21 protein-coding genes and 1 pseudogene are annotated in these 20,654 nt (G+C 49.1%); all 22 read left to right on the forward strand.

Annotated features, from left to right (window positions below):
* The first annotated feature begins 24 nt into the window (after positions 1–24).
* The 22 genes and pseudogenes from HY879_02180 (at position 25) to HY879_02285 (ending at position 20,616) form a co-directional block, all read left to right on the forward strand.
* Positions 25–219 (forward strand): hypothetical protein, encoded by a 195-nt coding sequence (locus HY879_02180; GenBank protein ID MBI5602141.1) that lies wholly within the window; start codon positions 25–27, stop codon positions 217–219.
* Positions 206–666, forward strand: a pseudogene (fabZ, locus tag HY879_02185) (3-hydroxyacyl-ACP dehydratase FabZ). Before HY879_02180 ends, fabZ begins: the two are co-directional and overlap by 14 nt.
* The gene (gene lpxA / locus HY879_02190) at positions 666–1,451 is read left to right on the forward strand and encodes an acyl-ACP--UDP-N-acetylglucosamine O-acyltransferase (protein ID MBI5602142.1); all 786 of its coding nucleotides are present in this window, start codon (positions 666–668) and stop codon (positions 1,449–1,451) included. Before fabZ ends, lpxA begins: the two are co-directional and overlap by 1 nt.
* A complete protein-coding gene (lpxI, locus tag HY879_02195; protein ID MBI5602143.1) occupies positions 1,448–2,257 on the forward strand; it encodes a UDP-2,3-diacylglucosamine diphosphatase LpxI in 810 nt (269 codons plus the stop codon). The genes lpxA and lpxI overlap by 4 nt, the downstream gene beginning before the upstream one ends.
* 86 nt (positions 2,258–2,343) lie before the next feature.
* Positions 2,344–3,357, forward strand: a complete 1,014-nt coding sequence (locus tag HY879_02200) for a Gfo/Idh/MocA family oxidoreductase (protein ID MBI5602144.1) — start codon at positions 2,344–2,346, stop codon at positions 3,355–3,357.
* A gap of 50 nt (positions 3,358–3,407) precedes the next feature.
* Positions 3,408–4,568 (forward strand): lipid-A-disaccharide synthase, encoded by a 1,161-nt coding sequence (gene lpxB, locus HY879_02205; GenBank protein MBI5602145.1) that lies wholly within the window; start codon positions 3,408–3,410, stop codon positions 4,566–4,568.
* A gap of 2 nt (positions 4,569–4,570) precedes the next feature.
* Positions 4,571–6,304: a lipid A export permease/ATP-binding protein MsbA gene (msbA, locus tag HY879_02210; GenBank protein ID MBI5602146.1), complete on the forward strand. Its 1,734-nt coding sequence runs from the start codon at positions 4,571–4,573 to the stop codon at positions 6,302–6,304.
* 24 nt (positions 6,305–6,328) lie between these two features.
* Positions 6,329–7,387, forward strand: coding sequence for a GNAT family N-acetyltransferase (locus HY879_02215; protein MBI5602147.1), 1,059 nt, complete (start codon positions 6,329–6,331; stop codon positions 7,385–7,387).
* 12 nt (positions 7,388–7,399) lie between these two features.
* Positions 7,400–8,098: a glycosyltransferase family 2 protein gene (locus HY879_02220; protein ID MBI5602148.1), complete on the forward strand. Its 699-nt coding sequence runs from the start codon at positions 7,400–7,402 to the stop codon at positions 8,096–8,098.
* A 4-nt stretch (positions 8,099–8,102) separates the two neighbouring features.
* Positions 8,103–8,477, forward strand: a complete 375-nt coding sequence (locus HY879_02225) for a DUF2304 domain-containing protein (protein ID MBI5602149.1) — start codon at positions 8,103–8,105, stop codon at positions 8,475–8,477.
* A gap of 45 nt (positions 8,478–8,522) precedes the next feature.
* Positions 8,523–9,428: a polysaccharide deacetylase family protein gene (locus HY879_02230; GenBank protein MBI5602150.1), complete on the forward strand. Its 906-nt coding sequence runs from the start codon at positions 8,523–8,525 to the stop codon at positions 9,426–9,428.
* Complete coding sequence (locus HY879_02235; GenBank protein ID MBI5602151.1) at positions 9,418–10,881, forward strand: glycosyltransferase family 39 protein; 1,464 nt, start codon at positions 9,418–9,420, stop codon at positions 10,879–10,881. Before HY879_02230 ends, HY879_02235 begins: the two co-directional genes overlap by 11 nt.
* Before the next feature lie 4 nt (positions 10,882–10,885).
* Positions 10,886–12,058, forward strand: coding sequence for an LPS export ABC transporter permease LptF (gene lptF, locus HY879_02240; protein ID MBI5602152.1), 1,173 nt, complete (start codon positions 10,886–10,888; stop codon positions 12,056–12,058).
* Positions 12,059–12,274: 216 nt separating this feature from the next.
* Positions 12,275–13,351 (forward strand): tetraacyldisaccharide 4'-kinase, encoded by a 1,077-nt coding sequence (gene lpxK / locus HY879_02245; protein ID MBI5602153.1) that lies wholly within the window; start codon positions 12,275–12,277, stop codon positions 13,349–13,351.
* Entirely contained in the window at positions 13,348–14,403 is a 1,056-nt protein-coding gene (waaF, locus tag HY879_02250) for a lipopolysaccharide heptosyltransferase II (protein ID MBI5602154.1), read from the forward strand. The genes lpxK and waaF (HY879_02250) overlap by 4 nt, the downstream gene beginning before the upstream one ends.
* Positions 14,404–14,575: 172 nt before the next feature.
* The gene (gene waaF, locus HY879_02255; protein ID MBI5602155.1) at positions 14,576–15,679 is read left to right on the forward strand and encodes a lipopolysaccharide heptosyltransferase II; all 1,104 of its coding nucleotides are present in this window, start codon (positions 14,576–14,578) and stop codon (positions 15,677–15,679) included.
* Positions 15,639–16,730 carry a glycosyltransferase family 9 protein gene (locus tag HY879_02260; GenBank protein MBI5602156.1) on the forward strand — a complete coding sequence of 364 codons (1,092 nt, stop codon included), beginning with the start codon at positions 15,639–15,641 and terminating at the stop codon, positions 16,728–16,730. The genes waaF (HY879_02255) and HY879_02260 overlap by 41 nt, the downstream gene beginning before the upstream one ends.
* Before the next feature lie 92 nt (positions 16,731–16,822).
* Positions 16,823–17,713 (forward strand): lysophospholipid acyltransferase family protein, encoded by an 891-nt coding sequence (locus tag HY879_02265; protein MBI5602157.1) that lies wholly within the window; start codon positions 16,823–16,825, stop codon positions 17,711–17,713.
* A 15-nt stretch (positions 17,714–17,728) separates the two neighbouring features.
* The gene (locus HY879_02270) at positions 17,729–18,841 is read left to right on the forward strand and encodes a glycosyltransferase family 4 protein (protein MBI5602158.1); all 1,113 of its coding nucleotides are present in this window, start codon (positions 17,729–17,731) and stop codon (positions 18,839–18,841) included.
* Position 18,842: 1 nt separating this feature from the next.
* Positions 18,843–19,628 (forward strand): polysaccharide deacetylase family protein, encoded by a 786-nt coding sequence (locus HY879_02275; protein MBI5602159.1) that lies wholly within the window; start codon positions 18,843–18,845, stop codon positions 19,626–19,628.
* A gap of 39 nt (positions 19,629–19,667) precedes the next feature.
* Positions 19,668–19,847: a Trm112 family protein gene (locus HY879_02280; GenBank protein ID MBI5602160.1), complete on the forward strand. Its 180-nt coding sequence runs from the start codon at positions 19,668–19,670 to the stop codon at positions 19,845–19,847.
* A gap of 31 nt (positions 19,848–19,878) precedes the next feature.
* On the forward strand, positions 19,879–20,616 hold the full coding sequence (locus HY879_02285) for a glycosyltransferase family 2 protein (GenBank protein MBI5602161.1): 738 nt from the start codon (positions 19,879–19,881) through the stop codon (positions 20,614–20,616).
* Positions 20,617–20,654: the final 38 nt, after the last annotated feature.

Here is a 20,654-nt window from a genome sequence, read left to right on the forward strand (position 1 = left end):
GTTAAGGTGGGGGGGAAATCCGGGGTGGCTAAATCCATTCCGGCCGGCGAGATCGTTTCGGGCAACCCGACCATGCCGCATCAGACCTATTTGCGGACCCGGACCCTTATTCAACGATTACCCGAGATGGCCAAACAAATAAGGTCTTTGGAAGATCGCATTCGTCTCTTAGAGGCCGAGACCGAAAAGGGGAGGAAGGAAGAACATGGAGATCAGTAATGAGGAAGTCCAACAGATTTTGCCCCATCGCTATCCTTTTTTACTGTTAGACCGGATTCTGGATTTTACCGTAAATGAAAAGGTGATCGGTTTGAAGAATGTGACGGTCAATGAGCCCTTTTTCAAGGACATTTTCCAGGAAAACCGATCATGCCCGGGGTATTAATTGTTGAAGCCATGGCCCAGGCCGGAGGAATACTGGCCTACAAATCCACCCCGCATCTGATGGGAAAACTGATCTATTTTCTGGCCATGGATAAGGTAAAATTCAGGAAACCGGTGGTTCCTGGGGATCAACTGATCCTGGAATTAACGGCCTTACGCCGGGGACAAAGGGTCTGGAGGATGCAGGGAAAGGCCTTTGTCCGGGAAAATTTGGTAGCCGAAGCGGAACTCACCGCGGCCATTGCCGACGATAAAGAGACCCCGACCGGCGAGGAGGCATAATGTCCCAAGTATTAATCCATCCAACGGCCATTGTGGATCCCCGAGCCGAATTAGGACCGGCGGTCTCCGTCGGAGCCTATACGGTCATTGAGGGGGATGTATTTATTGATTCCGGTACACAAATAGGGCCCCATGTTTATATCGACCACCATACCCGCATCGGAAAGAACTGTACTGTCTCTCCATTTGCGGCCATCGGAACTCCTCCGCAAGACAAAAAATTTAAAGGAGAGAAAACCGAGGTAGTGATCGGAGATGAAAATGTCATTCGCGAGTATGTCACCATTAATCGGGGAACACCCGGCGGCGGCGGAATTACTTCCATCGGCGACCAGAACCTCTTAATGGGTTATGTCCATGTGGCCCATGATTGTCACCTGGGCAACGGGATTGTCATGGCCAATGTGGCTACTTTGGGTGGCCATGTGGTTTTGGAAGATTATTGTTTTATCGGAGGGTTGGCGGCGGTCCATCAATTCGTCCGGGTAGGTGCCTATGCCTATATCGGTGGGAAAACCGGGATCGTTCAGGACATCCCCCCTTATGTCATCGCCGCCGGGGAAAGGGCCAAACTGTTCGGCTTAAACATTATCGGTTTGACCCGTCATGAGTTCACCAATGATGTCATCATGGCCTTAAAAAAGACCTATCAAATTGTGATCCGGTCCCACCTGACTATTCAGGAAGCCATTCTTCGGGTTGAGAAAGAGGTCCCCCCCTTTCCGGAAATCAAACGGTTTTTGGAATTTATTCGAAGCTCCCAACGAGGCATAACCCGCAAATGACCCAGCCCGGCCCTATCGGTTTGATTGCCGGCGGCGGCAACTTCCCTATTTTAATTGCCCGGGCTGCCCAAGAAGAGGGAAAGAAGGTGGTTGCGGTAGCCCATCAGGGAGAAACGAAACCGGAGTTGGAATCCCTGGTGGAAAAAATTTTTTGGATCCGTCTGGGAGAATTTGGAAAGCTCATCCGGATTCTTAAAAATGAAGGGGTCAGGGAAGTCATCATGGCCGGGGGGATAGATAAAAAAAAGATGTTTTCCAAGGTCCGGCCTGATTTGAAAGGGCTTCTGGTCTTAGCCAAAATGGGACATCGGAAGGATGACTTTATATTAAGAACAGTAGCCACCGAATTGGAAAAGGAAGGGCTTCAGGTTTTTCCCTCCACGGTCTTTCTGCCCTCTCTTTTAGCTCCCCAGGGGGTTTTAACCAGACGGAGCCCATCTGCGGCGGAAAAAAGGGACATTGAGTTCGGATGGGCTCAAGCCAAGGAGTTGGGAAAGTTGGATATCGGACAGTGTCTGGTGGTTCGGAATGGGGCGGTCGTGGCAGTCGAAGCCATTGAAGGAACGGATGAGACCATTCGCCGGGGGGGACAATTGGCCCAGGAAAAGGCCGTGGTCATAAAGGTCAGCAAACCTTTTCAGGACTTACGGTTTGATTTGCCGGCGGTTGGAGAGCAGACTATTCAGACCATGCACGAGGTCAAGGCCGATGTTTTAGCCATCGAGGCCCATAAGACCTTGATTTTTGACCGGGAGGCAACCATTCGATTGGCAGATCAGTATAAGATAACGATTGTCTCGATGTAGATTAACTCGGAATCGAAGATCCGGGGCAACGAAGCACGACACTTGAAATCATTTTTTTTTAATTAATTGTAGATGTCATAAGGGAAATGAAAAAAATAAAAGTCGGTGTAGTCGGTGTTGGACATTTAGGGAAATACCATGTGGAAAAGTACGCCGGGATGCCGGATGTGGAGTTGGTCGGCATTGCCGATATTCATCAAGACCGGCGGGAAGCGCTCTCCCGCAAATTCGGTATCCCCTGCTTTGAAGATTATCGCCAATTGATTCCCCAAGTCGAGGCGGTCAGTATAGTCGTGCCGACTACCATCCACACACCGGTGGCCAAGGATTTTCTTAATCAAAAAATCGATTGTCTGATCGAGAAACCGATCAGTCAATCCTTGTCGGAAGCGGAAGAGTTGATTTCCCTGGCCGGGACCAAAGATTGCCTGTTGCAGATCGGGCATTTGGAACGATTCAACCCGGCCTTTTTGAAGACCGAACCCCATATTAAGAACCCCTTGTTTATTGAAAGCCATCGATTGAGCCCTTTCAAGGCCAGGGGCATTGATGTGGATGTGATCCTGGATTTGATGATCCATGACCTGGATCTGATATTGCATCTGGTCCAATCCCCGGCCCAACAGATTCAAGCCGTGGGTGTTCCGGTGGTTTCCCCTCGGGTGGATATCGCCAATGTGCGCATCCAGTTTGAAAACGGCTGTGTGGCCAATATTACCGCCAGCCGGATCTCCCTCCAGGAAATGCGCAAGATGAGAATCTTCCAGCCGGCAGCCTACCTTTCTTTGGATTTCGGGAAAAAATCCTATTCAGTAGTCCGGCTGGAACCGGATAAGGGAAGTTCTTCTATCCGGCCTCAGTTTATCTCTGAAAATGGGACCTCCGATTCCGGTGACGCCCTGGAGATGGAGCTTCGGTCTTTTATTGAGGCCGTCAGGACCCGCTCCACCCCGGTGGTCTGCGGGGAGGAAGGCAAGAAGGCCTTGGCCATGGCCCTCTGGATCAATCAGGAAATTCAAAAGAACTTTAAAATAATCAATCAATCTCCAGGGACCTTTGATTTCTTAAAAGAATTGGAATGCGTTTCGTCCTTTGATTAAGCACTACCGGTTTCCAGTTTTAACGGTCCTCTTCATCTTTTTAATTTTGCATCATTCAGTTTAAGGAGCCAGCGATCAAAAAAATTTGCATTATCGCCGGAGAAGCCTCTGGAGACCTCCATGGGGCTTCTTTGGTTAAAGTCCTTAGACAATCGGGTGAGCCGATGGCTCTGTTCGGACTCGGGGGACCGCTTCTAAGGGAATTGGGTGTCGAAATGGTCTACCCCCCCCCTTTGAATGTGGTAGGTTTTACTGAGGTAGTGTTCAAAATTTTTCATTTATGGAAGGCCTATCAAACAGTTAAGGAGGCTTTACGGGACCGGAAACCGGATTTAATCATCCTGATCGATTATCCGGATATGAATCTTCGCTTGGCCACGGCCGCCCATAAGGAAAAAATACCGGTCTTGTATTATATCAGCCCCCAGGTCTGGGCCTGGCGTTCCGGGCGGGTAAAAAACATTGCTCGCGATGTGGACCGGATGGCGGTTATACTTCCTTTTGAGGTGGAATTTTATAAATCCTTTGGTGTCCCTGTTGAATTTGTCGGGCACCCGCTCCTGGACCGGATGGAAAGCAGTTTTCCTGAAGGGGTCGCCCGGTTTCCGGTTAACCATCAGGAACGGGCACTCATCGGCCTCTTGCCCGGAAGCCGGCCGACGGAAATAAAAACCATCCTGCCGGTCCTGTTGGAAACCGCTTTCCAATTAACCCGGCGCTTTGGTGCAAAGGTCCAATTTGTCCTCCCTGTAGCCAATACCCTGGATTCCAGAACCATCCAGGAAAAAATCCGGCCTTATCAAGATCGGGGCGTTTTAATCGAGCTGGCAACCGGGGATTCCCTGAAGACCCTGGCCCGTTGCCGGCAGGCCATTGTGGCCTCGGGCACGGTCACCCTGGAAGCCGCTATCTTAGGCATCCCGATCCTGATTGTCTATAAGGTCACACCGGTCAATTATTGGATTGCCCGACATTTGATCGATGTCCCTTTTGTCGGACTGGTGAATTGGGTGGCTGGAAAAAAAATCATTCCGGAATATATTCAAGGAGAGGCAGTTCCGGAGGCTATTATTGAGGGATCCATACAATACCTGGAGAATGCCGAATATTATCAGAATACCCGGGAAGAACTTTTAGTTGTTCGAAATAAATTGGGGGCCTCCGGCGCTTCCCGCAGAGTGGCGCAAATGGCCCTGGAGATGATTAATTAGAAATGATGATCACCAAAAGACTTATCCAACTCATTAAACCCTATTGGTCCCGATTGTCGGCTGCCATGGTTTGTATGCTGGTGGTAGCCGGGATTACCTCCTTGATGGCCTTTATGGTCAAGCCGGTCCTGGATGATATTTTTTTCCAGAAAAAAATATCCACCCTTTCTTTGCTGCCGCCCTTTATTATCCTCTTATACATCGTTAAAGGGTTTTTCGCTTACGGGCAATCCTATTTAATGAGTTTTGTAGGGGAGAAGATCGTTGCCAATTTAAGAGAGGCCCTCTATGCGCATTTGCAAAAACTTTCCCTTTCTTATTTCGATCGAACCGCAACCGGCCTGCTCATGTCCCGGATTATCAACGATGTCAATCTGATTCAAGGGGCGGTTTCCAATTCGGTGACCGGGATTCTCAAGGATTCCTTTACCATCCTGGGCCTGGTAGGCGTTATCTTTTATCGTGATTGGCAGTTGGCCATCCTGGCCATGCTGGTCCTCCCGATCGCAGTGTTGCCCATTGTAAAATTCGGCAGGAAACTCCGAAAGATCAGTACCCAAAGTCAAAAGACGATGGCCGAGATATCCGTTCATCTTCATGAAACCCTGTCCGGAAACCGGATCGTCAAGGCCTTCAGCACCGAGGACTTTGAGATTGAGCGCTTCAGGCAGCGGGTCCGGAAATTTTTTCAATTGACCATGAAGGATGTCTCGATCAAATCCATGTCTTCTCCCATCATGGAATTTCTGGGAGGAATCGGTATTGCTTCCATTATCTGGTATGGGGGACATAATGTCATTAAAGGCTATTCCACGCCGGGAACGTTCTTTTCTTTTTTGACAGCCCTGTTGATGCTCTATGAACCGATTAAGCATTTAAGCGGGGTCAACAACACGATCCAACAAGGGATGGCGGCGGCGATCCGGGTTTTTGAAGTCATGGATATGCCAGCGGAAATCCAGGATCAACCAGGAGCCCAAGCCATCAACGGAATCCGGCAGGGGATTGTCCTCCGAAAGGTATCCTTTGGCTATGGAAACGATTGGGTCCTCCGGGACATCGATCTTACGGTCAAGGCCGGAGAGATCGTGGCCATTGTCGGCACCAGTGGAGGCGGTAAAACCACGCTGGTCAACCTGATCCCCAGGTTTTATGAAGCCAGCGAGGGGGAAATTTTGATTGATGGACAACCCATCAAAGAGATCACCCAGGCTTCTTTGCGCCGGCAGATCGGTATTGTTACCCAGCAGACCATTTTGTTTAATGATACGGTCCGAAATAATATCGCTTATGGATCTTTTGATAAGACGGAAGCCGATATTGTCCGGGCGGCCCAGGCCGCCTATGCCTATGATTTCATCCAGCGCCTGCCGGAGAAAATGGACACCTTGATCGGTGAACAAGGCGTGCGTCTTTCCGGAGGCGAACGGCAGCGGATTTCCATTGCCCGGGCCTTGCTCAAGGATGCCCCGATATTGATTCTGGATGAGGCCACTTCTTCATTGGATTCGGATTCCGAGGCCGAGGTCCAGAGGGCTTTGGAAAATTTAATGAAGGGTCGGACTACTTTTATCATTGCCCATCGCTTTTCGACCATCCGCAATGTCGATCGGATCCTTGTTTTATCCCAGGGAAGAATCGTGGAGGAGGGCAACCACGACCGGCTTTTGGAATTGGGCGGAGAATATAAAAGGCTGTACGAAATACAGTTCCGGGAAAATGGGGAAATCACCTGAACGAAGGGATTAAATCGATAACCAATGGAAATCCGCTGGCTGAACATTGATGAAGGAGAAAACCTTTGGGACCAGGCCCTGAGCCGGTTTCCGGAGATTTCTTTTTCTTTGCTATATGGCTGGCGGAAAGTCTATGAAAAGGCCTTGAGGCTGAAAACCTATTATCTTATGGTAGAAGAAGAGGGGCAAGTCCGGGGCCTTTGTCCTTTGGTTTATATGAAAAGCCCCTGGATCGGGCGAGGTTCCTATCTTATTTCTTTGCCTTATATGACCCGGGCCGGAATATGTGCTCTTGATCAAGAGATCCGGGAAATCATGATAAGCCGGTCCATTGAAAAGGCCCGGGAAATAAAGGCCGGATTTGTCGAATTGCGGGAATTGGCTGCTGACCGGATCCCCCTTATTTTTTCTGCCAATGATGAACATATCCAGATGGTCCTTGATCTGCCGGAGGATTGGGCCCGTTATGAAAAAGAGATCGCTCCTCGATTGAGACAGGTGAAGAAGGCCCAAAAGGCCGGTCTGACTATCAGAACCGGCCGGGGAGAAGCCCTATTGTCGGATTTCTATGGAGTTTTTTCTAAAAGAATGCGGGAGCTTCTCTTTCCGGTTTATCCCAAAAAGTATTTTGAGATGATTTTCGAGGTATTTACCCGTCAGGCCCAACTGACTATAGTTTATAACCAGGGCAAACCTTTAGGGGGAATGGTCCTGTTCAAATTTATGGACACCTGCAGTGCCCCGTACGTGGCCAGCCTGGTGGAACATCAGGCTTCTTATCCCAATCAATTATTGTACTATTCGGCTATCCGTCAGGCCTGGGAGGAAGGATACCGGAAATTCGACTTCTGCCGGAGTCAGGTCGATTCCGGGACATTTACTTTTAAAAGCCAGTGGAAGGCCAAGCCCAAGAACCTCATTTATCAGTATCCTTTATGTAATGGAGAAAGGCCTGCCCCTTCGATCGGCCAGGCCCAGAAGTCCCTGGCCTTTTCTCTGGCCCGGAAGATCTGGCCCCGGTTGCCCCTTCCGGTGACCCAATGGTTGGGGGGGAGATTGATCAGGCAATTGGTCCTGGCCTGATCCGGAAAGCTTATGAAGAAAACGCTCATCATCGTCCCGGCCTATCAGGAAGAGGCCAATATCCTGCGGGTTATTGAGGATATTCGCGTTCATATCCCCCAGGCCGATATCCTGGTGGTCAACGACGGCTCCACGGACCAAACCGCCTTTCTGGCCCGAGGCGCGGGGGTCAAGGTAATCGATCATCCCTTTAACATGGGCATCGGGGCCGCGGTTCAAACGGGTTTCAAATATGCCTGCGAGCGCAATTATTCAGAAGCCCTCCAGATCGACGGCGATCATCAGCATCCGGCCGAGGAAGGGCCCGGGTTGCTTCGGTTCCTTTCAGAAGAAAAGGCCGACCTGGTAATCGGCTCCAGGTTTATTGAGCATACCGGCTATCGGGGCTCCTGGTTGAGGCGGGCCGGTAATCGAATGTTCCAATGGGTCAATGCCCTGGTCGTCGGTCAGAAGATAATAGACAATACATCAGGGTTCAGAGCCTATTCTCAGCGGGCGATAAAACTTCTGTCTGAAACTTATCTGGGGGAATATCCGGAACCGGAATCGATCGGCTATCTTAAAAGCCGGGGGTGTTCTATCATGGAAGTCCCGGTCCGGATGCGTAGCCGGACCGGAGGGTCTTCTTCCATCACCCCCCTGAGGAGTATTTATTATATGGTCAGGGTTCTAACCTCGATCCTTTCCTTTAACCAGCATTCGCGGAGGTGACCTAATGAATTTTTTGTTATTGAAAGTCAGCACCTTCTTTCTATCGGTATTTTTGTTGATCTGGATTTTTTCTCTGGTCCGTCGAAGGCTGCTGATCGAAGAATATTCCTTTTTATGGATCTGCATTGCCGGGGTTTTTCTGGCCCTCTCCTTTTTTCATCCGGTTATGGATAAGGTAGCCCATTGGTTGGGAATCGACTATGGGCCTTCAGCCCTCTTTTTGTTTTTTAATATAGTGACCCTTTTTATCCTGATCCATGTTTCCATTCAACTTTCCGACTATAAATCTAAAAAAAGGCTCCTGGCCCAGGAGATCGCCTTGTTGCGGGACAAAGTCGAAGAACTTTCCGGCAAGGAGAGGGTCCATGAAAATGCGTAGACGGCACCTTCTCCATCGTTTTTAACAATGAAAAATCATCCCTCATTGGAAGCTTCAAAGGAGCCAACTCCGGAAGCCTTAAATCTTCTAACCTTTGATATTGAAGACTGGTACCATATCAATTATCCGGTAGTCGACTTTATGGTCTTTGATCAGCAAGAAGATCATCAAGTCTTGTTTGATCAAACCAAAAAACTAACCGGGTATTGTAAAGAAAGGGGCATTCAAGGGACTTTTTTTGTCCTGGGACGTCTTCTGGAAAAAAAACCGGCCATCGGCGAATGGATTGTGGCGCAGGGGCAGGAACTGGCCTTACACGGCCAGGAGCATGATTTGTTGACGCAAAAAACCCCTGATCAGTTTAAAAATGAACTGGAAAGATCCATAAGGGCCTTTCGACAGGTCACAGGAAACCATCCTCTGGGTTTTCGGGCCCCATCCTGGTCAATTAATTTGGATAATATCTGGGTCCTGGAAATCTTGGAATCTTTCGGATTTCAATACGATTCCTCTATTTTTCCCATAAAAAATTTTCTTTACGGGCTTCCGACCGCCCCGTCGGACCCCTTTTATCCTATTGTTCGGGAACGGCAACTGGGTCTTCTGGAAATTCCGGTTTCCATAACCAGGCTGGGGCCTTTCCGGCTGGCCTATTCGGGGGGCGTTTATTTTAATCTCTGGCCTTTTCGGGTAATCCAAAAAATAGGGGACCGGCGAACCCATGGGAACAAAATCAATCTCTATTACTTTCATCCCTGGGACCTCTGGAAAAGGTCTCCAAATCAAACCCGGAGGTTAAAGGCCCGCTGGGTATCGTTGCATCTGGGAAATACCCTCCGAAAATTTGAAAGACTCCTTCAGACCTTTCCGATGGGCGCTATCTCGGCGAATCTCGACTCGCTTAAAGATCGGGCCAGGCCATTCGCATTAGGAGCCATCCATGAATCCTGAGACTGAGCGATTTTACCTCCGGGCCTTTTATGGTCTATTGGTTTTCCATTTCCTGATTTGGTTTTCTTTGGGCATGGCGTTGGATCTTCACCCCGATGAAGCCGATCACTGGGTTTGGTCCCAATATCCCTCCTGGGGGTATTATGAACACCCCCCGATGATCGCCTGGGTCATTCGCTTTTATACTTTTTTTCTGGGCAATAATCAATGGGCCATGGAGATCGGTTCCCAGTCCATTACCCTTCTTTCTTTCCTGGGCATTTTTCTTTTAGCCCGGAAGACCTTTGAGACCCGAACGGCCTTCTTAAGCGTCCTGTGCCTGGAGGCCACCCCCATGTTTACCGTGGGCAGTATGATCTTCATCATCGATACCGTTCTCATCCTGTTTTTTCTCTGGGCTGCCCTGGGGTTCTGGAACGGCTATAAACAAGAAAACAATAAAGCCTATTACTTCGCCGGGCTGGCTTTAGGCCTGGCTTTGCTGTCCAAGGTGACGGCCATCCTTTTCCCCTTTTCCGGTCTGCTCTTTTTGTTGTTTTCCAGGGAGAGACGGAAAGTGCTGCGGGACCCCCATTTATATGCGGCCCTATTGCTGGGGCTGATCGTTTTCTCCCCTTTTATCTATTGGAATATGACCCATGAGTGGATTTCCATTCAGGGCCAGTTGGAAAAAGGGTTGACCGGGGGAAAGAATTGGAATCAAGTGCTCGGGTTCTGGTTCGGGCAGCCCCTGATCCTGGGCCCGGTCCTTTTTTTCTTTTTTCTAAAAGGCCTTTGGGCCGGCCTAAAAAAATTCAAAGAAGAGGATCGGTTTGCCTATCTGGTCCTCCTGACGGTTGTCCCGGTGCTGTTTTTTGGACTGGCCGCTTTTAGGGGAAAATATTCGGATCCCACCTGGACCGATATCGGCTGGCCTTTTGGGGCTATCCTGGCAGGAAAATATTTTTCGGATCGACTTTCTAAAGAATCGGCCAGAAAGGCCATTTGGATCGGGGGCCTTATTTTCGCCACTTCCTGGTTACCGATCAGTCTGATCGCCACCCATACCCTTCATCCCTTTCTTCCTGTTGAAAACAAAAATGATCGGTCCCTGGAAATGCGGGGCTGGCGTCAATTAGGTCCGGCCGTTGGGCAGAGCTATGAACGCTATTTCCCCGGCCAACGCAGGGTTTTTGTCGTAACCGATGATTACCAATTAGGCGGGGCGGTTTCTTTTTATACTCCGCAGCATCCGGTCCCCTATAGCTTTGGTAAATCAAAGCGAAACATCTGGGTCGCCCTCGACGAATTAAAACGCAAAGGGGCCATTCTGGTCTGTACCCCTGAGAATTGTGAACAGGATCAAGCCAAGGCCCGATCCCTTTTCAGTCGGGTGGAATTCGTTTCGGAGATCCCGATAGTTCGGCAAGGACAGGTAGCAAAGAAATTCAGGCTCTTTTATTGTTCCAATTAAGCCCATGAAAATCATTTCCAAGTATATTTTAAGAGAAATCCTGACCCCCTTCGGGATTACCGTCCTGGTTTTTACGCTGATCTTCCTGATCGGGAATTTGATGCAGTTGATTGAAATGATCGTTCAGAAAGGGGTGGGACTTTGGGACATTGCCCGATTGTTGGGGTATACCCTTCCCTTTCTTTTTGTCTATATTATCCCCATGGCCTTTTTTATTTCCATTCTGCTGGGTTTTTTAAGATTATCCAGCGACAACGAGGTCACCGCCCTGAAGGCTTCCGGAGTTGGTTTTTTCCAACTCCTCCCACCGGTCTTTACCTTGAGCCTGATCGCCTATTTCCTGACCAGTTTTATGGCTATGGTGGCCCAACCCTGGGGCGAGCACTCTCTAAAAAATTTGATCTTTAATCTGGCCGTGGTCCAGGCCAAAATAACCTTAAAAGAACGGGTCTTCAATGACGAGTTTAAGGATCTGGTTTTTTATATTCAAAAGGTCAGTTCCGAAGGACAAATGGAAGATATTTTTATTTTCGACCACCGTCAAAAGGATGTCCCCCAAACCATCGTCTCTAAAAAAGGTTGGCTGATCCCCAATCCCAAGGAACGGTCCCTTAACCTGCATCTGGAAGACGGAATCATTTACAATGTAACACTGAGTTCCAAAAGCGCCCAAAATATCAATTTTAAGACCTACGATCTGATCTTGCCTCTGGAACAGATGATATCGGCCCAGGAAAAAAGGGAAAGATCGGAGACCGAAATGTATCTCCATGAGCTGAAAGAAAAGATCCGAAAGACTTCACCGGGGGAGAAAAAATATTATATTTATCAAATAGAATACTATAAAAAATTCAGTCTCCCTTTTTCCTGCCTCGTTTTTGGTATGATCGCCTTCCCCCTGGGACTCCAATCCCGCTTATCCGGAAGGGCCTGGGCTGTGGTCTTTGGGGGGACCGTCTTTTTTATTTATTACCTGATCCTGTCCCTGGCCTTTAGTCTGGGGGAAAAGGGCAGCTTGCCCCCTATGATCGGGTTATGGCTTCCCAATCTCATTGTCGGAAGCCTGGGCGGCTATATGTTCTGGATTACCTGGAAAGAAAAAGAAATGCGCTGGATGACGGCTCTCAACACTTTAATCGACCGGATAAAAGAATTAGGGAAGAAAGGCCGAAGGTAATTTCCAGCTCGGCAGACGATGCTTTGAAAGAGTCTATCCATAGGTATTTGAAATTTTGGAATTCAGAATTCAGAATGAGTAACAACCCCAATAAAAGATATACCATTATTCTGGATTCTGAATTCTGAATTCTGGATTCTTTGCATCGTAACAAGCTCGCTTATTAAAAATGTTAGAGATAAATCCTCAGATATACTTTGTAAGAACTTATTAAACATGGAGAGACATTCCCGGATAAAACAACTGCTGTTTCCCCTGATCTGGTTTGGGTCCGTTTTATATGGATCAGGGGTGCGGTTTCGTTTGGCCCTTTTTCGCTTCCATCTCCTGCCGATTCGCCGCCTGCCCCTGAAGGTGATCAGCCTGGGTAATCTGACGGCCGGCGGTACCGGAAAGACCCCCCATGCGGCCTTGCTGGCCCTTTATTTACAAAGAAAAGGCATTAAAGTGGCGATCTTAAGCCGCGGCTACCGCGGAACAAAGTCCAATACCGGGGCGGTCATTTCCGATGGAAGGTCTCTACTGGGTACCGTTGCAGAAGGAGGGGAAGAGCCATACTTACTGGCCCAAAAACTACCGGGAGTCCCGGTGGTGATCGGAAAGGATCGCTACCGCGCAGGCATGCTCTGTGCCCGGAAGTGGCAAACCGAGTGGGTTATTCTGGACGACGGCTTTCAACATCTCAGATTAAGGCGGGAGATCGATATCTTACTCTGGCCGGCCCATCAGCCCTTTGGATCCGAAGGGTTACTTCCCTTAGGTCTTCTTCGAGAACCGAAAAAAGAAATCCGAAGGGCCGATGGTATTCTGATCACCCATAGTGAAAGGCTGGACCCTTCCAGGAGAAAGGATTTGGTTGAGCAAATTCGTTTCCAGACTCCCGCCACCCCGGTTTTTTTTTCCGAACACAAACCCATGGTTCTCTGGAGGTATCCTGACCAGAAGGTCTTCCATCCAGCCTGGCTGGGGGGGAAACGGCTTCTGGCTTTTTGCGGACTGGCTGATCCCGAATCCTTGCGTTTCAGCCTGCAGCAACTGGGGGCCGATCCGGTTAGGCTGGTACAATTTCCGGATCATCATTTTTACCGGGAGAAAGACAAAAGGGCAATGGAAAAGCAAAGCCGCTCCTTAGAGATTGATCTGTTGGTAACGACCGAGAAGGATGCCTTAAAGTTGGGGCAATGGGAAGCGGCCGATTTACAGGTCCTGGTTTTGGGGATTGAAGTCGAAATCCAGGGACCGGCATTTTGGGAATGGCTGGATCAAAAGATAGGCATGAGGCGTGAGGCATGAGGAAAGAGGACGTCCCCTTCTTAGATAAGATTTTGCTGAGGGCCCCCAATTGGTTGGGCGATGCCCTGTTGACTACACCGGTTGTTCGTAGTATAAAAAGACACTTCCCCCATTCAAAGATTACGGTCTTGGCTAAACCGTGGGTGGCGCCTGTGTTCCAGGCCAGTCCGGATGTCGACGCCGTGTTGATTTACCAGAAGCCGGGGATCCACCAAGGGTTGGGGGGTAAATGGAGATTGGCCCAGGCAATAAAAGCCCAAGGCTTTGACGGCGTCGTCCATTTTCCCCATTCTTTTGAATCGGCCCTGATCTCCTTTTTAAGCCGTATTCCTATTCGTATTGGTTATACTACTGAAGGAAGATGGTTTTTATTGTCCCACCCGCTTGGGGTTAATGAGGCCAGACTAAAAGAGCATCAGGTCCCCTTTTTTTTTCATCTCCTGGAGCCCCTTGGCATTTTTGAATTCCCTTCTGAGGGAAAAAACCCCTTGGGCCTGACTGTTCCTCTATCCGGTAGACAGAGAGCCGAATCGCGGTTACAATCCCTGGGGATAAGCCCTTCCGATTTTTTGATAGCCTTGGCCCCTGGGGCCATTTATGGCTCGGCCAAGTGCTGGCCCTTCGGACGGTTTGAATTATTGGCGGAACGAATGAAAAAAGAATGGCAGGCCCAGGTTATTCTATTGGGGACGAATACCGATACCCTGTCCGGAACCCCAAAGGAGAGTATCCATTACCACAACCTGATCGGAAGAACTACGTTGGAAGAGGCCCTGGCCCTGATTCAAAGAAGCCGGTTGATGATCTGTAATGATTCGGGATTGATGCATGCGGCCTCGGCTCTGCAAATCCCCCTGGTGGCCCTTTTCGGGTCAACCAATCCAAGGCGAACCGGTCCCTGGGGAGGGATCAGCCGGGTGATCAAGAAAGATTTCCCTTGCAGTCCTTGTTTGAAAAAAGTTTGCCCTGAAACGCCTACCTGCATGGATGTCATAACCGTTGATGAGGTTTGGGAAACGGTTTTACAAATGAAAGGGCAGAAGCTGGTTTAGTTCTAAAATAAAGTTTCAAGATGCAGGTTGCAAGTATGAAAAACGGGATCAGGGGTCGGGGGTCGGGGTCCGGCAAAAGCCATTTTCATGAATTGTTGTGCTTCCCGACCCCTGATCCCATTTCCATTTTTTGTGGTGCCCCCAAGGGACCTGATGAAATAACATGATTTTAATGACTTCACCTTTAAATAGGCCGCCTTTTGAGTTGGAAAAAATCCGGCGCATCGCCTTGATTCAACCCAGCCGGATTGGTGATATTGTCTTCAGCCTTCCTACCCTTAGCGGACTGAGGCAGATCTATCCTGAAGCCCGTATATCCTGGCTGGTGGATGAGAGATGTAAAGAATTAGTGGAAGATCATCCTGATCTGGATGAAATTATTGTCATCCCCTTTAAAGCCATTGAAAAGGCCTTAAAGGAAAAAAAATGGCCCTGGATCTGGCGGAGTTTGAGCCAGTTAAAAAAGGACTTGCGAAAACGGTCCTTTGATTTGTCGGTGGATCTCCATGGTCTGGCTAAATCAGCCCTCCTGGTTTATATGGCCGGGGCCAGGCACAAAATCGGATCATCTAATACCACCGGTATGAAGGAATTAAGCGGCCTCTTTTCGAAAGAGATCCATCCCGGACCAGGGGATATCCATACAGTGGAACGGAATTTGGCTGTGGTCCGTTATCTTGGGGGGCCAGGGGATCACCCGGAATTTAAATTTAAGATCACCCCGTCCCACCAAGAGGAAATGGACGTCTTATTGGACCGGGCCGGCTATGAGAAAGCGGCCCCTTTGATTGTCATTCATCCCGGAGCCGGTTGGCTGTCACGCCGTTGGCCGGTGGAACGGTTTGCCGAGTTGGTTAATAGACTTAAAAAGGGGCTTTCTGTTCACCTGGTTATTGTCGGGGGCGCCGAAGGGGGCAGTAAAGAAGAGCAACTCTTTCAAAGATTGTTTTCTTTAATTCAGGTGCCGGTGATCAATCTGGTTCAGCAATTAAGTTTAAAACAATTAGTCGCCCTTTTAGAGAAGGCCCATCTTTTTGTGGGAAATGAGGCCGGCCCCATGCATCTGGCCACGGCTCTTAATAAACCGGCAGTAGTCATCATAGGTCCCACCAGACCCGAACTAACCGGACCCTATGGCTCCAGGGCCCGGATCATTAGAAAGGAAGTGGCTTGCAGCCCTTGCCGGGAAAGAAATTGCCCTGACTTGAAATGTATGAAGGCCATTGAGGTCGACCATGTCTTTGAAACAGCTCAGTCAGTCCTTAAACTTTATTGAAACCCACCAAATCCGGCGGGTCCTTTTAATCAAGTTGACTTCACTTGGGGATGTGGTCCATGCTTTGCCGGTGGCTTCAAGTTTAAGGGAGTCCTTCCCTTTTCTAAAGCTCCATTGGGTGGTGGAAGACCGCTGTGCCTCTTTGTTGGAGAACCATCCGCTCTTGGATTCGGTCGTCATCTATCCCCGGCGAGAGCTCCAGGCCTCGATCTCTAACAGGAGATGGGGCCAGGTCTTAAAATTGCTCCTGGATCTTAGAAGGTCTTTAAGGGGTCTTAAAATCGACCTTTCTATCGATTTACAAGGCCTGGCCAAATCCGGGTTAATGTCCCTGATGACCTGGGCCCCTCATCGAATCGGTTGTTCCGGTCTGAAAGAGCTCAGTTATTTGATCTCGAAAAGACTGCCGGAGGGTGGAGATCTCCATGCCGTAGACCGAAATTTGAAGGTGGCTGCATTTTTAGGGGCCGAGAGAAAACCCCCGAAATTCGTGATCGGTATTAGGGAAGAAGAAAAAACCTGGGCCAAAGAATTTTTCAAAAGCTTTGGGGTACCTGAAGGGGTGGGACTCATAGGCCTTCAAGTCGGGGCCTCGTTTCCCCAAAAATGCTGGCCCATCCGGAAAATGGTGGCTTTAGCCGAGCAAATTTCTAAACTTCCCCATATTCGAATAGTCCTTTTGGGAGACGAAAAAGACCGGGAAAGAATAAAACCGTATTTTCCCCGACTTCCCCAAAATGTAATCAATACCGTGGGAGAACTATCTCTGCGGCAATTAATGGCCTCAATAACCCAATGTCGGCTGCTTATCGGGGCCGACACCGGACCGCTTCATCTGGCGGTAGGTCTGGGATTGCCGGTCATCGCCCTTTGCGGGGCCGATGACCCCAAGTGGACCGGACCTTATGGCGATTATCACCGGATTCATTATAAAAAATTGCCTTGCAGCCCTTGTAATAAAAAGCCTCTCTGTCAGGACCGTTATGATTGCATGGAAGCCATAGAGGTGGGTGAGGTGCTGGATTCGGTCCGGGCCATGTTGGGAAGTTAGGAGTGGGGAGTTCGGAGTGAAAAAAATTGGTTTGACAGGATTGATAAGTTTTTAAATTCTGGATTCTGATTCCTGGATTCTTATCTTTTATTATGTACATCATCCTTTACAGCCTGGTTTACCTGCTTTCCTGGGTCCCGCGGCCCCTGGGTCTCCGGTTCGGCGACGGTGTGGGTTGGGTACTCTTTCGGGTATTAAAACGACGCCGAGAAATCGCATTAAATAATCTGTCCATTGCTTTTGGGGATGGAAAGAGTCCGGAGGAAAGAAAAGCGATAGCCAAAAAGAGCTTTCAAAGTATGGGACGTCATTTTTTTGAGGCCTGTTATTTGATACGTTACGATAAAGAAAGACTGGCTTCTTATATCCGTTTTGAAGGGCTTAATTATTTTGAACAGGCTGTTGCCCAGCACAAGGGCGTGGTCTTTTTGACAGGGCACTTCGGGTGCTGGGAACTCCTGGCCGTAAGCAGTGGTTATTTTTTACAACCCTCCTATCTGGTGACTAAGCCTTTGGACTTCAAACCGGCCGAAAAATTGGTCAGCACTATTCGCGGCAGGAGCGGCAATCAATGTGTCACCAAAGAAAAGTCCATGCGGCGTCTGATCCAGGTCTTAAATCAAGGGGCTATTTTGGCTATCCTGTTGGATCAGAATATCGATTGGAAGGACGGGGTTTTTGTGCCTTTTTTTAATAAAAGGGCCTGTACCAATAAAGGATTGGCCTTGTTAGTCAGGAAGACCGAGGTTCCGGTGGTACCGGTTTTTATAGTCTACGAGGGCCAGGGGCAATATCGGGTAGAATTCAAGCCGCCGCTGCCCTGGCTTTCTTTTGGGGATCGGACCAAGGAAATTGAAGAAAATACGGCCCAATACAACCAAGTGATTGAAGCCATGGCCCGGCAGTATCCGGATCATTATTTCTGGGTCCATCAACGCTGGAAGACCAGGCCCTATAAGCCCTGGCCGAGGGAAGGACAATAAGTAGAAAACACCCTCATGAATAAACGATTTAAAATACTCCACACCGAATGGTCCGAGGGTTTTGGCGGGCAGGAGATGCGCATCCTTTTGGAAGTCCATCAGCACCTGAAACAAGGCCATCAGGTATCCTTACTTGCTCCGCCCGAAAGCCCGTTACTTATGACGGCGAAAAAGCAGGGGATTGAAGTCATCCCTTTGAAGATCAGACACACCTTTGATGGTTATGCCCTTTTGAAAATAAAAAAAATTATCCAAGATAAAGCAATCGAGGTCCTGCATACGCACAGCTCGGTCGACAGTTGGGTGGCCTCAATAGCCGGGAAATGGGCCGGTGTGCCGGTTTTGGCACGCACCCGGCATATTTCGGTTCCGGCGAAAACCCATTCGTTGAATAAGGTTTATTCCCTGCCGGATGTTGTCATTACCACCGGGGAGCAGATCCGTCAGACCCTGATAAATGGATATCATCTGGCGGAAGATCGTGTCTACTCCATTCCCACCGGAGTGGATACGGACCGGTTTTGCCCCCGCCCTCCTGATGTTACCTTGAAAAAGGAACTGGGGCTGCCGGCCGAGGCCCTGGTGATCACCCTGGCGGCGGTACTGCGGGCTCAGAAAAGACATGAATTGATTATTGCCGCAGCCCCGATTATTCTTAAAAAATATCCCCAGGCCCGTTTTCTATTTGTGGGAGAAGGGCCGAGACGGAACCTGATTGAGGAAGAACTCCGGCGGCACAAGATGGAGCCTTTTTTTTTGATGACCGGCCATAGGAACGATATCCCCGAAATGCTTTCAATAACCGATATCGGGGTAATTTCCTCCCAGGCTGAGGGAGTGCCCCAATTTCTTCTTCAAGCCATGGCCATGGCCAAACCGATGGTGGCCACCCAGGTCGGAGGCATCCCCGGAATTATAGAGTCGGGCATTAACGGCCTCTTAATCCCTCCGGAAGATCCCCAGGCCCTGGCCGAGGCGGTCATAAGGCTTCTTGATGACAAAGCCCTTGCCTCCCGAATGGGCGAACAGGCCCGGGAATTGATCGCTGGAAAATATACCGCCGCTCAAATGGCCGAGCAGGTTTATCAGGTTTATTTAAAGGTGTTTAAGGAAAAAAGGACTGTATAGTATGACCAAGGCCGTCCCCATTTTGACCTATCACCATGTAAATCCCCTGGAAGGGGATATGGTGACCGTCTCGGTGAATCATTTTGAAGAACAGATGTCTTTCTTGCACCGAAAAGGCTATCATACCCTGTTTATTTCCGAGCTGGTGGAATGGATGCAAGGGGAAAAAACCCTGCCCAGGAAATCCGTGGTCCTTTCCTTTGATGACGGCTTCTGGGATAATTATGACTTTGCCTTTCCAGTTTTAAAAAAATACGGCCTCAAGGCGACTATCTTCGTGGTCACTGGATGGATATCCGAGGAAAGAGACCCAGACCGGACCAGGGAGGTGATCCCCCATCACCAAGGCAATCAACTGATCGCCCAGGGCCGGGGGCACCAAATCGCTCTGACCTGGCCGGAAGCGAAGGAGATGCAGGAGAGCGGCCTGATCGAAATTGAATCCCATACCCATTCCCATAACAAAGAATTATATCAAGATACTCCGGCTTTAAAGGAAGATTTGGGCCGCTGCCGGGAGGCGATCCAAAGCCATTTAAGCAAAAAGAGCACCTGTCTCTGCTGGCCTGGAGGCCGCTACAGCCGGGAGAGCATCGCTATCGCCCAGGAAGTGGGTTTTACGGCACTTTGCACCACGGAAAGAGGGCTCAATCAATTGGGGAGCGATCTGTTGCGGCTTAAGCGGATAACCGTCAGGGATGCCGGGTTTCGATGGCTGCGAAAAACCATTTTTATATTTTCCCATCCCCGGTTGGGCAAAATATATGCTAAAATAAAGCCCAAGTGATTTTGGCAGGAAAAATTTTATAAAAATAGGAGGTCTCCCATGGCCATCAGTCAAGAACTTTTAGAAATCCTGGCTTGCCCCAAATGTAAAGGGGACATTTATTTGAATGAGACCAAAGACGGTTTGATCTGCGAAAAATGCCGGCTCATCTATGAAATCAAAGACGACATCCCCATCATGCTGATCGAAGAGGCCAAACCATGGACCGGCGGGAAATAAGGATACAATAAAGAAATCTTATTATTAAGAAATGTTGTCGGTTACCATCATAACGCAGAACGAAGAGAAAAACCTGCGAAGCTGTCTGGAAAGCGTGGCCTTTGCCGATGAGATCATCATTTTGGATTCGGAAAGCCAAGACCGAACGCTTTCGATAGCCCGGGAGTTCACCGATAAGATTTTTCAGGAACCCTGGCAGGGCTTTGCCCGGCAAAAAAATATGGCTCAGGACAAGGCTCAGGGACCCTGGATCTTGAATATCGATGCCGATGAGCGGGTCACCACTGAACTGAAAGAAGAAATAGTATCGGCCATTCAAAAGGGCTCTCTCTACACAGGATTTAAGATCCCCAGAAAAAATTTTTTCTGTGGCCAATGGATCCGGCACGGCGGGTGGTACCCGAATTATCAATTGCGGCTTTACCAAAAAGAGGCCGGCTCTTTTGCTCAGCGGGAAGTCCATGAACAGGTAGTGGTCAAAGGTAAGGTGGGAACACTGAAAGCCCCCTTGGAACATTATACCTATGACTCCATTTCCGATTATCTCAAACGGATGGACCGCTATTCCGATCTTTCGGCCCGGCAGTATCTGCAGGAAGGTAAAAAGGTCTCCTGGCCGGAGATCCTTTTCAGGACCAAATATACCTTTTTCAAGATGTGGATTCTTCAAAAAGGGTTCTTGGACGGGGCCAAAGGTTTGGTCTTAGCCATCCTTTATTCCTATTATACCTTTGTCAAGTATGCAAAATTAAAAGAGATATCTAATTGAATATTCTTATAATAAAATTAAGGCATTTGGGCGATGTA

This window comes from Deltaproteobacteria bacterium (genome assembly GCA_016219225.1).
Taxonomy (GTDB): Bacteria; Desulfobacterota; RBG-13-43-22; order RBG-13-43-22; family RBG-13-43-22; genus RBG-13-43-22.

What these genes read in the sequence shown, in the direction of transcription:
- lpxK (MBI5602153.1), top strand. Translation starts at nt 12,275, where the DNA reads ATGGAGAGACATTCCCGGATAAAACAACTGCTGTTTCCCCTGATCTGG.
- HY879_02200 (MBI5602144.1), top strand. Translation starts at nt 2,344, where the DNA reads ATGAAAAAAATAAAAGTCGGTGTAGTCGGTGTTGGACATTTAGGGAAA.
- HY879_02215 (MBI5602147.1), top strand. Translation starts at nt 6,329, where the DNA reads ATGGAAATCCGCTGGCTGAACATTGATGAAGGAGAAAACCTTTGGGAC.
- HY879_02265 (MBI5602157.1), top strand. Translation starts at nt 16,823, where the DNA reads ATGTACATCATCCTTTACAGCCTGGTTTACCTGCTTTCCTGGGTCCCG.
- HY879_02220 (MBI5602148.1), top strand. Translation starts at nt 7,400, where the DNA reads ATGAAGAAAACGCTCATCATCGTCCCGGCCTATCAGGAAGAGGCCAAT.
- HY879_02260 (MBI5602156.1), top strand. Translation starts at nt 15,639, where the DNA reads ATGTCTTTGAAACAGCTCAGTCAGTCCTTAAACTTTATTGAAACCCAC.
- lpxA (MBI5602142.1), top strand. Translation starts at nt 666, where the DNA reads ATGTCCCAAGTATTAATCCATCCAACGGCCATTGTGGATCCCCGAGCC.
- lpxI (MBI5602143.1), top strand. Translation starts at nt 1,448, where the DNA reads ATGACCCAGCCCGGCCCTATCGGTTTGATTGCCGGCGGCGGCAACTTC.
- HY879_02280 (MBI5602160.1), top strand. Translation starts at nt 19,668, where the DNA reads ATGGCCATCAGTCAAGAACTTTTAGAAATCCTGGCTTGCCCCAAATGT.
- waaF (MBI5602155.1), top strand. Translation starts at nt 14,576, where the DNA reads ATGACTTCACCTTTAAATAGGCCGCCTTTTGAGTTGGAAAAAATCCGG.
- HY879_02270 (MBI5602158.1), top strand. Translation starts at nt 17,729, where the DNA reads ATGAATAAACGATTTAAAATACTCCACACCGAATGGTCCGAGGGTTTT.
- HY879_02285 (MBI5602161.1), top strand. Translation starts at nt 19,879, where the DNA reads ATGTTGTCGGTTACCATCATAACGCAGAACGAAGAGAAAAACCTGCGA.
- msbA (MBI5602146.1), top strand. Translation starts at nt 4,571, where the DNA reads ATGATGATCACCAAAAGACTTATCCAACTCATTAAACCCTATTGGTCC.
- HY879_02275 (MBI5602159.1), top strand. Translation starts at nt 18,843, where the DNA reads ATGACCAAGGCCGTCCCCATTTTGACCTATCACCATGTAAATCCCCTG.
- waaF (MBI5602154.1), top strand. Translation starts at nt 13,348, where the DNA reads ATGAGGAAAGAGGACGTCCCCTTCTTAGATAAGATTTTGCTGAGGGCC.
- lptF (MBI5602152.1), top strand. Translation starts at nt 10,886, where the DNA reads ATGAAAATCATTTCCAAGTATATTTTAAGAGAAATCCTGACCCCCTTC.
- HY879_02225 (MBI5602149.1), top strand. Translation starts at nt 8,103, where the DNA reads ATGAATTTTTTGTTATTGAAAGTCAGCACCTTCTTTCTATCGGTATTT.
- HY879_02235 (MBI5602151.1), top strand. Translation starts at nt 9,418, where the DNA reads ATGAATCCTGAGACTGAGCGATTTTACCTCCGGGCCTTTTATGGTCTA.